Raw genomic sequence first — 13028 nt, 5'->3', positions numbered from 1 at the left:
GAGATCCCCATTATTGTTGCATGGGCTTGACCAAAATTGGCTTCAAAAGATTGATTTCAACGGAGTGCCATCGTTTCGCATCATCTGACCATTTCTGACCATTAATGTTGGGTTTTGATCGTTAACTTGCCTTAAACCGTGAATTTCGATAAGCGGTGATGCGGATTTTTTGCTGCAATGCTGCTGAAGGATGAGTGTCATTGGGCTGGCTCTGCGAGCGGTCAGAGGGCAAATTAACCGAATTTTAGCGAGGGTTGGATGGCAACCATCGCCTCTGGTCGTTGTTGGCTAAAGAGGGAATCAATCAAGGGATTCCTGACAATAATTGCCGATTGCAGATGCCGTTCTTGAAGGTTGTTCAAGAAGGTTGTTCAAGGTTGTTCTGAGGTCTTTGGTTATGACACATGCCACGTCAGTGCCTCATGCCCGCCCTGCGGCCGATCGCGATCGGGCGTTAGTGCTTTGGTTCGATCAAGTGGGCATTGCCGATTTGCCCTTGGTTGGCGGTAAGAATGCCTCTTTGGGGGAAATGATTCGTCAGTTGACCGCGAAGGGCGTGCGCGTTCCGAACGGATTTGCCACCACGGCGTTTGCCTACCGGTCGTTTATTCAAGAATCGGGGTTAGAAGCCAAGCTGCGGGACATTTTTGCCACCTTAGATGTGGATAATGGCGAAAGTTTGCGGCGGTGTGGTCAAAAGGCTCGGAATTTGATTTTGCACGCGGAATTTCCGATGAATTTGCAAGAGGAAATCACCCGGGCTTACCAGGCGCTCTGTTCGCAATACGGGGCGGATGTGGATGTGGCGGTGCGATCGAGCGCCACGGCGGAAGATTTGCCCGATGCCAGCTTTGCGGGGCAACAGGAAACCTATCTGAACGTCCATGGCATGGCGGCGGTGTTGGAAGCCTGTAAGCGCTGTTTTGCGTCGATTTTCACCGATCGCGCCATTTCCTACCGCCAAATTAAGGGCTTTGACCACTTTGAAGTGGCCCTGTCCGTGGGGGTGCAAAAGATGGTGCGCTCCGACATGGACAGCTCGGGCGTGATTTTCACCCTGGACACGGAAACCGGCTTCCGGGATGTGGTGCTGGTGACGGCGGCCTATGGTTTGGGCGAAAACGTGGTGCAAGGGGCGGTGAACCCCGATGAATACGTGGTCTTTAAGCCCACCTTGGCCCAGGGCAAGCGGCCCATTCTGAGTAAGCGGCTGGGCACGAAAGAGATCAAGATGATCTATGCGCCGGGCAGCACCAAACCCACCAAGAATGTGCCGGTGGCCGTGGCCGATCGCAACCGCTATGCGATCGGGGACGATGACATTGTGCAACTGGCCCGCTGGGCGGTGATCATTGAGGATCACTATTCCGAAGTGCGCGGCGTGCCGACTCCGATGGACATCGAGTGGGCCAAAGATGGGCAAACGGGCGATTTGTTTATTGTGCAAGCCCGCCCGGAAACGGTGCAGTCCCAACGCAGCGGGAACGTGCTGCAAAACTACGTGATTACGCTGCCGCCGGAACAACGGCCACCGGTGGTGATTACCGGTCGCAGCGTCGGTGAAAAGGTGGGCCGCGGTCGAGCAAGGGTGATTTTGGACGTGCATCGCATTGACGAGTTCGAGGCGGGTGAAGTGCTGGTGACCAACCGCACGGATCCGGACTGGGAACCGATCATGAAGAAGGCCAGCGCGATCGTCACCAACCAAGGCGGGCGCACCTGTCACGCGGCAATCATCGCTCGGGAAATGGGCATCCCGGCGATCGTGGGGGCCGGCAACGCCACCAGTGCCGTGGAAACGGGCCAAATGCTCACGGTGTCCTGTTGTGAAGGGGACGAAGGCAAGGTCTATGCCGGAGAAGTGCCCTTTGAGATTAAGGAAACTCGCCTGGATAATTTGCCCCGACCCAAGACCCAGATCTTGATGAACGTGGGCAACCCGGAAGAGGCGTTCAGTTTGGCCTCGTTGCCCTGTGATGGGGTGGGTTTGGCTCGGTTGGAGTTCATTATTGCCAACCACATCCAAGTACACCCGATGGCGCTGATCCAGTACGACAAGCTGGAGGATAAGTCGGTGCGTAAGCAGGTGGGCGAGTTGACGCACCTGTATAAGACCAATCGTCCGCAATACTATGTGGAGAAGCTGGCCCAAGGGGTGGGCACGATCGCGGCGGCCTTCTATCCCAAGCCGGTGATTGTGCGGATGTCGGATTTCAAGACCAATGAATATGCCAACCTGCTGGGTGGGCGGCAGTTTGAACCAGTCGAAGAAAACCCGATGATTGGCTGGCGCGGCGCATCTCGCTACTACGATCCGAAATTCCGGGCCGCCTTCGCGTTGGAATGCCAGGCCCTGAAGCGCGTCCGGGACGACATGGGCTTAACCAATGTGATTCCGATGATTCCGTTCTGCCGCACACCGGAAGAAGGAATGCGGGTGTTGGAGGTGATGGCGGAAAACGGCCTGAAACGGGGCGAAAACGGCTTGCAGGTCTATGTGATGTGCGAGCTGCCGAGCAACGTGATCGCGGGCGATGCCTTCAGCGAGGTGTTTGATGGGTTCTCGATCGGCTCCAATGACTTGACGCAACTCACGTTGGGTCTCGATCGCGATTCCGCATTGGTGGCGCACCTGTTCGATGAACGCTGCACGGCGGTGAAACGGATGGTGAGCATGGCGATTAAGACCGCCAAGGCTAACGGCCGCAAAATTGGGATTTGTGGTCAAGCGCCCAGTGATTACCCCGAATTTGCCCAATTCCTGGTGCAGGAGGGGATTGACTCCATCAGCTTGAACCCGGATTCAGTCTTGAAGACGCTGCTGGCGATCGCGGACATTGAAACGGAAACCGTGCCATAGCCCCTGAGCGCTTACGGGGTCAGGAGTCGATCGCGCATGGCCGCTGGTTTGCCGGCGGCCACCACCTGCCCGTTTTCCAGCAAAAAGGCCCCATCGCAATAGTCCAGTTCTTCCAGGCGATGGGTCACCCACAGGGCCGTAATTCCCCGATCGTCCACTAACTGCCGCACGCAGCGCACCAAATCCAATTGACTGTCGGGGTCGAGCAGGGCGGTGGGTTCATCGAGCAACAAGACTTCGCAACGGGTGGCGATCGCTCCGGCAATGGCCACCCGTTGCTTTTGGCCGCCACTGAGGGCATAGATCGGGCGGCGCTCTAAGTCCAAAATATTGAGTTCAGCCAGGGCGCTGCGGATTCGATCGCGCGTTTCGATCGCCGACAAATTCTCTTCAGCTAACCCAAAGGCCACATCTGCCCCCACCGTGGGCATCACCAATTGGCGATCGGGATTTTGGAACACAAAGCCCACGGGCCGCCGCAACAACACCTGGCCGGCGCTCGGTTGGTTCAACCCCGCCAAGAGCTGCATCAGGGTTGATTTGCCGCTGCCATTGGTTCCCAGCAGCATCCAAAATTCCCCGGCGGGCACGCTCAGGGAACAGTTTTTCAGGACGGGTTTATCAGTTGCCCACTGGAACGAGACCTGCCGCACTGCGATCGCTGGTTCCGTCACCCGATCGTTTGGGAACAATCCCCGCTCATCCGGTTTGGGCTGGCCTTGCATGGGGGCGATCGTCCTTAACAGTGCGCGATAGAGATATTGAACCGTCCGCAAGACCGATCCAATCACAGGGCAACCTCAACCCAACGAACCAGCATGATGGTGCTCAAATCCGTTGAGGAGCAAGGGGCTTAAGTCCCTTGTCTGGTTGAGTGGCGATTGGATCGATCACGGCAGACTTAGTTGGTTGCGCCCGTGGCGGCGGCCAAGAAACCGGCCGTCCGGCCACCCGCTTGGGCTGCGCCAGACTTATCGCTGATTTGCACAGCCACCACTTCGCTGGTCAGGATAGAAATTTTCTTGCCCACCATTTTTTCACAGGTCAAATCAAGCCATTGGGCCTGACCCGATTGCACAAAACCCAAAATTTCCGCATAGAGTGCTTCCGCATCTTCCGCATTCTTGCGCTGCACCGAAAACGTGGCGGGCGAACTCTTGAGAGCAACTTCGATCGTGAACATAGCACTGGAAACCAGAAACAGCTTGGGAGTTGGCCGATTCAGCCTTCATCGAGTGGGGCGCAGCCGGGATCATCTTAGCGCGGCGGCCAAGGCGCGATCGCCCAGAAAACCGATCACACCCCCACTGCGATCGCACCGTGAGGGGGCAAGGGGCTGAAGCCCCTTGTCTGCACCTGACCGGCCCCTTGATTTACCGGTTGCCTTAACGGGCGGATTTGCGCTTCACCCAGCCTTTTTCCACCAGCAGTTCCGCGATTTGCACCGCATTCAGGGCCGCACCCTTGCGAATTTGGTCGCCACAGAGCCAGAGGTCGATCGCGTTGGGGTTGGAAATGTCTTGGCGAATCCGACCCACCAACACGTTGTCCTTGCCGCTGGCATCGATTGGCATCGGGAAGTAGTTGCGCTCCCAATCTTCCAGCAGGGTCACACCGGCCGCCGATTTCAGGATCTCACGAGCGCGATCGACTGGGAACGGCTCCGCAAATTCCAGGTTCAGCGCCTCCGAGTGGGCCCGCAACACCGGCACGCGCACACAGGTGGCCGTGACCCGCAGGGCTTCAGTGCCAAAGATCTTGCGGGTTTCGTTCACCATTTTCATTTCTTCTTCGCAGTAGCCATTGGCTCCCAGGGGCGAATTGTGTGGGAACAGGTTAAAGGCCAAGGGATAGGGCAAAATTTCCGCCACCGGCTCCCCCCCATCCAAAATCGCCCGCGACTGCACCTTCACTTCTTCCATGGCCCGAGCGCCCGCGCCGCTGGCCGATTGGTAGGTGGCGGCCACAATCCGCTGAATTGGTTGCACCAAGTGCAAGGGCCAAGTGGCCACGGCCATCAGAATCGTGGTGCAGTTGGGGTTGGCGATGATTCCCTCGTGGTGGGCTGCCGCGTCGGGGTTCACCTCGGGTACAACCAGGGGCACATCGGGCCGCATCCGAAAGGCGCTGGAATTATCGATCGTCACGGCTCCAGCGGCCACGATCGTGTCGATCCAAGCTTTGGAGGTGCTGCCGCCGGCCGAAGCCAGCACAATATCCACACCCTTGAACGCCTCGGCGGTGGTGGCTTCCACGGTCAAGGTTTCGCCGCCAAAGGTACAGGTCTGGCCGGCCGATCGCGCCGAAGCCAGCAACTTCAGTTCTGCGATCGGGAACTGCCGTTCTTCCAGCAATTGCAGCAGCTCCGTACCCACAGCGCCCGTAGCGCCCAAAATGGCGACGCGATATCCAGCCAAGGTCTTCTCTCCCCAGGAACGCCAAAAACTAGCCAACTCGATCGCCCATGCAGAGGGGCGCATTTCAGCTAGGATAGTCTATTGCGGTTCATCTGGCGTAGCTTGCCCGTCAACGTCGCACCTCGCTTCAGCACGATGCCGCAGCACTATGCCAGCGCCGCACGTCGCTCGGTTATAGGTCTGGCTATGGCCAGCTTGTGTTGCAAGTTTCGTTGAGTCCGTTTCGTTTTGTCAGTTGTTGGATCATCCATGAAAGTCACCCAGGAAAAACTGTCCGCCAGTCAGGTTAGCCTCACGATCGAAGTGCCCGCTGAACTGTCGGCCAAGGTCTACGAAGACACCCTCAGTAAGTACGCCAAAGCCGTCAAACTTCCTGGGTTCCGCAAGGGCAAAGTGCCCCGCGCCGTGTTGATTCAGCAAATTGGCCCCGCCGCCCTCAAGGCCGCCAGTCTGGATGAGTTGGTGGAAGCGGGCGTGAAAGCCGCCATCAAGCAAGAAAAAATCGAACCTGCCGGCCAGGCCCAAATCACCTCCTCCGAAGAGGAATTGTTCTCGAAGTTTGAGCCGGGCCAAACCCTGACCTTTGCGGTCAAGCTGGATGTGGTTCCCGACATTGACCTGCCCCCCTACAGCGGCTTGACCGTTCAGGCCGAGCGCGTTGATCCCGATCCCAGCCGGGTCGATCGGATCCTGGAACAGCAACGGGAATCCTCCGCCGACTTGATTCCCGTGGAAGGTCGCCCGGCCCAGTTGGGCGATGCTGTGGTGATTGACTACAAAGGGACCCTTACCCCCGAAGAAGGCAAAACCGATCCGGAGGATCTCTCCGGTCTGGAAGCGACGGATTTCCAAGTGGACTTGGATCAGAAAAAATTCATCCCCGGCTTTGTGGATGGGATCGTGGGCATGAATGCCGGCGAGAGCAAGTCAATCACCGTGCGCTTCCCGGCGGATTACGGCCGCGAAGACCTGCAAGATCGCGAAGTCACCTTTGAGATCACCCTGCATGACATCAAAGAGCGCGAACTGCCCGAGCTGACCGACGAATTCATCAAGTCGATCAGCAAATACGAAACCCTGGCGGATCTGCGGGCTGAGTTTGAGTCCCAGTACCAACAGGAAGCCGACGAGCAAACCGAACAAAACAAGGAAGCTGCCCTAATTGCCGCCTTGATTGACAATGTGGATGTGGATTTGCCCGAAAGCCTGGTGCAGCAAGAGGTGCGCGGGATTGTGAACCAGTCCATGTACCAACTGCAAAGCCAGGGCATTGATGTGCGCAAGTTCATGAACGATGAACTGATGGCCAACATGCAGCAAACGGCGCGCCCGGATGCCGTTCGGCAAGTGAAGACGGATTTGGTGCTGCGGGCTGTGGGTCGCAAAGAGTCGATCGAGGTCAGCGATGAGGAAGTGCAAACCCGCGCGAAGGAGCTGAAGGCGGCCCTTTCTGGCCAAAAGGTCGATCGCGCTCGGTTGGAATCCGTGGTTTACGAAGACCTTTACCGGGGCAAGGTGCTGACTTGGTTGAAGGAAAACAACAGCTTTGAGCTGCTGGAACCCGGTTCCCTGAGCCAGGCGGAAGAGTCAGAAGCAACTGAGGCAGAGGAAACCCCCGCCGCTGAAGCCACGGTCGATGTGACCGCTGAGAGCGCCGCCGACACTGACACCGACGACACCGACGACACCGAAACAGCCGGTAAAAAGGGCGCGGCCAAGAAGGGCAAGGGCAAGAAGTCCGACTAACTCAAGGCCGGCTAGCGGTTGGTCTCGCTGTGGTGTCTCATGCAGGTAGCTAATGCAGGTGGCTGATATGGGCCATAGGCAAAACTAGTGAGCCAACAACAAGGCCGATCGCCCGATCGGGATCGGAGCAATCCCTAGGTTCTCCGACCCGATCGCGCCCTAACTGAGCCACCGCCAGCGATCGCCCCAGCGCAACCCCGAAACAGCCCGGATCCCCGGTGGTTTCGCTGTGATTTCCCTTGATCTGCCGCGATCTCGTACCCGATCTCGTAAAGTTTCTGAGCGATCGGTCAAATCGTCAGAGCTGGAGTTTTGCTTGTGGTAATCTGGATTTGCCTCGTATCAAGCATGGCGTGCCAAATCCCTCAAGGACTTGTCTAGGCAGGGGAACGGCGGTTCAGGAACTAACCTTGGCTTTGGGAAATTTTCCATGTTTTGGCCGAGGAAAGATGTCAAGATTGGTCTGAGTCAAAAGACTGATTTAGTAACGGTTTAGAGGATAGGTCAGCATGGCGGCAGCAACGGCAGTTACCGACGCAAACTTCGAGGCAGAAGTGCTCCAAAGCACAGTCCCAGTATTGGTAGATTTCTGGGCACCCTGGTGCGGGCCTTGTCGGATGGTAGCGCCGGTGGTTGATGAAATCGCCCAAGAATTTGACAAAAAAGTGAAGGTTGTGAAGCTGAACACCGATGAAAATCCTGGCATTGCAAGCCAGTACGGTATCCGCAGCATTCCTACCCTCATGATTTTCAAGGGTGGCGATCGCGTGGATATGGTTGTGGGCGCAGTGCCGAAGACCACGTTGGCCGGCACACTTGCCAAGTACGTCGATTAGAGCAAAGCCAAGGGGCGAGTTCTGGATCAGGTCAGCTTGATGCCAATGAATTCAGGTAAATTCCAACAAATTCAGATGAATTTGAACGAATTCAGACCGACTCAAGATGCCTGATCAGCCATTGAACCAGCCCCATTCGATCGCTCCCATTGCGAGCGGTTGAGCGTTCACTCAGGGTGCTGCAAACGTTTTAAAAACCTTCAAAAGACGTTTTTAAAGTCCCTGAAACTGAACTGAAATTCATCAATTTGAAGAGCCTGGCCTTGCCAGGTTCTTTTGTTTTGGGCTGCTTTGTTCTGTTTTGCCTTGTTTTGCCCTGTTTTCGATTTCTTGGAGGCTGTTTGGGGCGATTGTGACTCCTGGGCGCGGAAGCAACGTTAACGGCAATTTAAGGGGGGATCGCTGGGGATCGTAAAGTGAGATATTGAAGAAAAGTACAGATTGCGCTGGCCCAAGCAAGCCAGGGAGGGACTGTGGCCTTTTCGTCATTATCCGTAGACCGTCGAAACAGTGGAGAACGGTTACGCCATCAGATGGTGGATTTGCTCGATCGCCTGGAAACCCTTCCCAACAGCGGCCTGGTGCAATTAGCCCTTGAAACTGTTTTGGAATTGGCCGACAGCCACGCCGATCGCCTGGATTGGAAAATCCTAAACGGTGCGCTGATCGACATGCAACGGGCGATCGAGGTGTTCTATCCCTATCGCCATGTGCGGAAGGTGGCCATCTTTGGCTCGGCCCGCACACCCGAACAAGAGCCGGAATATGAGGCGGCCTTGACCTTTGCCCGTTGCATCACGGCCCGGGGCTTCATGGCCATCACGGGAGCCGGCCCAGGCATTATGCAAGCGGCCAATGAGGGGGCCGGCCGGGAAAAATCCTTTGGCCTCAATATCCAATTGCCCTTTGAGCAAACCTCCAATCCCCACATTGACGGGGATCCTAAACTGGTGAACTTCAAGTATTTCTTTACGCGCAAACTGTTCTTCTTGCGCGAAAGCGATGCGGTGGCGCTGTTTCCCGGGGGCTTTGGCACACAGGATGAGGCGTTTGAGTGCCTCACGCTGTCGCAAACGGGCAAGTTTGGCCCGGCTCCCATTGTGCTGCTCGATCGCCCCGGTGGAGACTATTGGCAAACCTGGGAAGCCTACCACCGTGACCACCTGCTGCACCGTGGCCTGATCAGCCCCGAAGATTTGAATTTGTATTTCATGACCGATCGCCCGGCCGCCGCCTGTGACTATATCGCCGACTTCTATCGGATTTATCATTCCAGTCGCTATGTGGGCGATCGGCTGGTGTTGCGATTGCGAACGGAACTGTCGGATGAGTGGTTGGCAAAACTGAACGAAACCTTCAGTGACATTTTGGTCAGTGGGGCGATCGAAAAATCCGCCGCCCTGCCCGCAGAACGCAACAGCCCTACGGTGGGGTTGCCGCGCTTGGTGATGACGTTTAACCAACGGGATTTGGGTCGGTTGCACCAGTTAATTCACCAAATCAACCAATTTCAGCCTGCCACGACGCTGTTTCCGCATCCGGAGGTGAAATAGTTGCCGACGGGTTCTCCCGGCTGTGAATTCGCCCTTGGCTTGAGCAAGGCCGACCCTCAATGCCAAGATGACGATCGCCCTTTGGATTGTGGTGGTGGTTCATGAAAATTGCTGGTGTTGCGACCCGAACCATTCGGTTTGATCCCGATCGCCCGGAAGCGGTGGCGGTGATTGACCAACGGCAATTGCCCCATCAACTGGTTTGGCAACCGCTGCCGGATTTGGAAACGGCGGCTTGGGCCATTGAGGAGATGGTGGTGCGCGGTGCGCCGCTGATTGGAGCCACGGCGGCGGTGGGGATGGCCCTGGCGGGCATGGCGGCGCGATCGACTGCGGACTTTCAGGGGGCGATCGCGGAGGCGGCCCAACGGCTACTGAAAACGCGGCCCACGGCCGTCAATCTCCACTGGGCGATCGCTCAGCAGTTGGCAGCAGTGGCCGATTGTCAGTCCGGGGCGGCCGCGTTCGATCGACTGTGGCTGCGGGCCGCCGAAATCATCGAGGCTGATGTGCAGCAATGCGCCCAAATTGGTCACCACGGCCAACGCCTGATTGCAGACATCTATGCCCGCACCGGCCGCCCTGTAAATGTGTTGACGCACTGCAATGCGGGCTGGCTGGCCTGTGTGGACTGGGGAACCGCCACCGCTCCCATCTATCAAGCCTTTGATCAGGGAATTCCGCTCCATGTGTGGGTGGATGAAACTCGCCCACGCAACCAAGGCGCAAAGCTAACTGCTTGGGAGTTGGGCCAACATGGCGTGCCCCATACCCTGATTGCGGACAACACGGGCGGCCACCTGATGCAGCATGGTTTGGTGGATTTGGTGATTGTGGGGAGCGATCGCACCACACGCTGTGGCGATGTGGCCAACAAAATCGGCACTTACCTGAAGGCCTTGGCCGCCAAAGATAATGATCTGCCGTTTTATGTGGCGCTGCCGTCTTCCACGATCGACTGGACATTGCGGGACGGGGTGCGGGAAATTCCGATCGAACAGCGGAGCGATCGGGAAGTGAAATATATGGATGGCCGCACGGAATCGGGAGCGATCGCCTCTGTGCTGATTTGCCCAGAAGCCTCTCCGGCGGCGAACTATGGGTTTGATGTGACCCCGGCCCGGCTGGTCACGGGGTTGATTACCGAGCGCGGCCTTTGCGCGGCCTCCGAAGCGGGCTTGCTGGGTCTGTTTCCCGAACAGGGGGCCCAAAACCATGGATGAGGGCGTAATTAAATTTGCCTGCGATTGGCAGCAGGCTCCCCCGATCGCCCTTGATCCTGTGGCGTTGCAGGCGTTGATCACCTGGCGCGATCGACTGTTTCAGTGTGGGGCGATCGGGGTGTATCCCAACGGCATTGGCTACGGCAACCTCAGCATTCGTCTGGGGATCGATCGATTTTTGATCTCCGGTACGCAGACGGGCCACCTCACCCGCACCGGCCCCGAGCATTACACCCTGGTCGATCGCTGGGAGATCGATCGCAACTGGCTTCACTGCTGGGGGCCGATCTGCGCCTCTTCGGAATCCCTGACCCATGCGGCCATTTACCAACTGGATCCAAACATTCGGGCGATTATTCACGGTCACTGTCCCGCCCTCTGGAATCAAGAGCGTGATCGCCTGCCCACCACTCGGGCAACGGTTCCCTACGGCACACCGGCCATGGCGCGGGAAATGGCGCGGCTGTTTACCGAAAGCCCCTTACCGGAATGCCGCATTTTGGTGATGGCGGGTCATGAGGATGGAGTGTTGTCCTTTGGTCAGGATCTGGAAACGGCGGCCCAACCGTTGCTCGATCGCCTCGCGGCCCTGGGGGCGAGCTGAACAGAGCCGATCGGGCTGCGGCCCCAGCTCTCGATCCGGGTTAATCAACGGCGTTAATCAAGAGTGTTAATCAACAGCGTTAATCAATAGCTCTATCGCAGGTAGGGGACTGGATCCACCGGGTCGCCATTTTCTCGCACTTCAAAATGCAAGTGGGGCCCCGTGGACAGCCCCGTGGAACCAACGGCGGCGATCGCCTCGCCCTTCTGCACCGTTTGCCCCACCCGCACATACAGTTCGCTGTTGTGACCATAGAGGGTGGATAGGCCATCGCCCCGATCGATCACCACCGTGTTGCCATAGCCCCCAAACGAGCCGGCCACCACCACGGTTCCGCCATGGGCCGATCGCACCGTGGTTCCATGGGCTGCTCCAAAATCAATCCCATTGTGCTGTCGGCCGTAGCCCAAAATGGGATGCACCCGCCAGCCAAACCCACTGGTGATCAGCGCGTCCACGGGCGTGGCCAAAATGCCGCCCGGTAACTTCAAAATTTTGGGTTCACCGGCATTCAGGCTCCCAAACTGGCCCGGCACTCGAAAGGCGGCCATGCGATTTAAACGGGCGATCGCCTCGGCCTGTTGCTGTTCGGTAATGCGCTGCTGAATCAAGCGCGTGAGGTTGGCCGAGTCCCGATCGAGCTGGGCCTGTTCCGTTTGCAAACGGGCTTGGTCGGCCCGCAAGGCGGCCGCCCGAGCCTGCTCCGCTTGGGTGCGGCGGCGCAATTCCAACTCTTCTAGGCTCAGATCTTGGCTGAGGCTGGCTAATTCCCGGCGGCGTTCTTGCCACTGACTGCGCTGCAAACTGAGCTGATCCGCCGCCCGATCGAGTTCCTTCAGTTGTCGGCGATCGGCTCCATAGACCGCTTGCAGCCGGTGTTGATGATCAAAGAACTGTTCGATCGACTTGCTTTGCAACAGCGCCGCCAATCCCCACTGAGGCGATTGTTGTTGCAAAAACCGCAGCCGCGCCACGATCGCCAACCGCTTGCGCTGGTAGTTCTGTTCCGCAAGGGCTAAATCGCGCTCCAAAATCGCCAACTGATCCACCGCCCCGTCCAAACGGCTTTGGGTGCGATCCGACTCCGCCTCGGTGCGATCGAGCGACTGCTCCAGGGTTTTCATCTGTTCCTGGGTCGCCTGTTGCTGTTGCTGGACGGTTTGCCGCTGTTCCTTGACGGTTTGCCGTTGCTGCTCCAATTGCTGTTGCTGTTGGCGCAACTCCGGCAACGACTGCGATCGGGCTAGGTCAATTGACCCCAACAGCCAACCCAATCCCAACAGGCATCCCAACAACCAACTCAACCCGATCGCCACCCACCGAGGGCGCGATCGAGTGAACCATTGGATCATCCATCCCATTAACCGTTGGGTGGGCGATCGAAATGGATTGCCCAACAACGGCGCTGCATGAGTCGATCGGGGGGCGCGCTCAGGGGCGATCGCCATAACGGAGCCATCCTCGCCAAACCGAATGGAAAATTCGATTCAACGCCTGTTGCTCATGCTCCGTCAAGTCACTGTCCACCAGCGCCTCATGGAGCCGCTCGCATTGATCCTCTGTAATGACCCCTGAAGTCATCGCATCTGCGTAAATTTCCATCAGGGTTGCATCCGATAAATTCACAGCATTAGCCATGGTCTTTATGACTTTTTTTAAGAAAATTAACCATCCCAAATGCCCCACACACAGCGACGGCTCAACCCAAAACTCGACATCTGCACAACCCAAAACCCATGGATTTCATCATGAACAAACCCATGATCTGGACTAGGAGTCACAGTGCTGC

The 13028-nt window shown here is 57.4% G+C and carries 11 protein-coding genes; 6 read left to right on the top strand and 5 right to left on the bottom strand.

Annotated features, from left to right (window positions below; translation table 11 throughout):
* Positions 1–397 precede the first annotated feature (397 nt).
* On the top strand, positions 398–2860 hold the full coding sequence (gene ppsA, locus H6G52_RS03070; protein ID WP_190526359.1) for a phosphoenolpyruvate synthase: 2463 nt from the start codon (positions 398–400) through the stop codon (positions 2858–2860).
* A gap of 11 nt (positions 2861–2871) precedes the next feature.
* On the opposite strand, the gene H6G52_RS03065 is transcribed toward ppsA, so the two are convergent.
* From H6G52_RS03065 to H6G52_RS03055, 3 genes are all read right to left on the bottom strand, one after another.
* Positions 2872–3585, bottom strand: coding sequence for an energy-coupling factor ABC transporter ATP-binding protein (locus H6G52_RS03065; protein ID WP_190353678.1), 714 nt, complete (start codon positions 3583–3585; stop codon positions 2872–2874).
* 176 nt (positions 3586–3761) lie between these two features.
* Positions 3762–4043, bottom strand: a complete 282-nt coding sequence (locus tag H6G52_RS03060; RefSeq protein WP_099533114.1) for a hypothetical protein — start codon at positions 4041–4043, stop codon at positions 3762–3764.
* A 202-nt stretch (positions 4044–4245) separates the two neighbouring features.
* Entirely contained in the window at positions 4246–5340 is a 1095-nt protein-coding gene (locus H6G52_RS03055) for an aspartate-semialdehyde dehydrogenase (RefSeq protein WP_190526357.1), read from the bottom strand.
* 186 nt (positions 5341–5526) lie between these two features.
* Here H6G52_RS03055 and tig point away from each other — a divergent pair, with 186 nt between their 5' ends.
* From tig to H6G52_RS03030, 5 genes are all read left to right on the top strand, one after another.
* Positions 5527–7023, top strand: coding sequence for a trigger factor (tig, locus tag H6G52_RS03050; protein ID WP_190526355.1), 1497 nt, complete (start codon positions 5527–5529; stop codon positions 7021–7023).
* A 509-nt stretch (positions 7024–7532) separates the two neighbouring features.
* Positions 7533–7859, top strand: coding sequence for a thioredoxin (trxA, locus tag H6G52_RS03045; RefSeq protein ID WP_099533117.1), 327 nt, complete (start codon positions 7533–7535; stop codon positions 7857–7859).
* A gap of 533 nt (positions 7860–8392) precedes the next feature.
* Positions 8393–9412: an LOG family protein gene (locus H6G52_RS03040; protein WP_190526616.1), complete on the top strand. Its 1020-nt coding sequence runs from the start codon at positions 8393–8395 to the stop codon at positions 9410–9412.
* Between the two features lie 101 nt (positions 9413–9513).
* On the top strand, positions 9514–10635 hold the full coding sequence (gene mtnA / locus H6G52_RS03035) for an S-methyl-5-thioribose-1-phosphate isomerase (protein ID WP_190526353.1): 1122 nt from the start codon (positions 9514–9516) through the stop codon (positions 10633–10635).
* Positions 10628–11239, top strand: coding sequence for a class II aldolase/adducin family protein (locus H6G52_RS03030; RefSeq protein ID WP_190526351.1), 612 nt, complete (start codon positions 10628–10630; stop codon positions 11237–11239). Before mtnA ends, H6G52_RS03030 begins: the two co-directional genes overlap by 8 nt.
* Positions 11240–11331: 92 nt before the next feature.
* On the opposite strand, the gene H6G52_RS03025 is transcribed toward H6G52_RS03030, so the two are convergent.
* Positions 11332–12687: a murein hydrolase activator EnvC gene (locus H6G52_RS03025; protein WP_190526349.1), complete on the bottom strand. Its 1356-nt coding sequence runs from the start codon at positions 12685–12687 to the stop codon at positions 11332–11334.
* Positions 12671–12877, bottom strand: coding sequence for a hypothetical protein (locus H6G52_RS03020; RefSeq protein ID WP_099533122.1), 207 nt, complete (start codon positions 12875–12877; stop codon positions 12671–12673). The genes H6G52_RS03025 and H6G52_RS03020 overlap by 17 nt, the downstream gene beginning before the upstream one ends.
* Positions 12878–13028: the final 151 nt, after the last annotated feature.

This window comes from Limnothrix sp. FACHB-881, assembly GCF_014698135.1.
GTDB lineage: Bacteria > Cyanobacteriota > Cyanobacteriia > CACIAM-69d > CACIAM-69d > CACIAM-69d.
This window is presented reverse-complemented; position numbering and strand designations above follow the sequence as displayed.

Bases quoted from the DNA above. Each gene is read 5' to 3' on its own strand.
- ppsA (WP_190526359.1), top strand. From the start codon at position 398: ATGACACATGCCACGTCAGTGCCTCATGCCCGCCCTGCGGCCGATCGC.
- H6G52_RS03060 (WP_099533114.1), bottom strand. From the start codon at position 4,043: ATGTTCACGATCGAAGTTGCTCTCAAGAGTTCGCCCGCCACGTTTTCG.
- H6G52_RS03055 (WP_190526357.1), bottom strand. From the start codon at position 5,340: ATGCGCCCCTCTGCATGGGCGATCGAGTTGGCTAGTTTTTGGCGTTCC.
- mtnA (WP_190526353.1), top strand. From the start codon at position 9,514: ATGAAAATTGCTGGTGTTGCGACCCGAACCATTCGGTTTGATCCCGAT.
- tig (WP_190526355.1), top strand. From the start codon at position 5,527: ATGAAAGTCACCCAGGAAAAACTGTCCGCCAGTCAGGTTAGCCTCACG.
- H6G52_RS03020 (WP_099533122.1), bottom strand. From the start codon at position 12,877: ATGGCTAATGCTGTGAATTTATCGGATGCAACCCTGATGGAAATTTAC.
- H6G52_RS03030 (WP_190526351.1), top strand. From the start codon at position 10,628: ATGGATGAGGGCGTAATTAAATTTGCCTGCGATTGGCAGCAGGCTCCC.
- H6G52_RS03025 (WP_190526349.1), bottom strand. From the start codon at position 12,687: ATGGCGATCGCCCCTGAGCGCGCCCCCCGATCGACTCATGCAGCGCCG.
- H6G52_RS03040 (WP_190526616.1), top strand. From the start codon at position 8,393: ATGGTGGATTTGCTCGATCGCCTGGAAACCCTTCCCAACAGCGGCCTG.
- H6G52_RS03065 (WP_190353678.1), bottom strand. From the start codon at position 3,585: ATGCAAGGCCAGCCCAAACCGGATGAGCGGGGATTGTTCCCAAACGAT.
- trxA (WP_099533117.1), top strand. From the start codon at position 7,533: ATGGCGGCAGCAACGGCAGTTACCGACGCAAACTTCGAGGCAGAAGTG.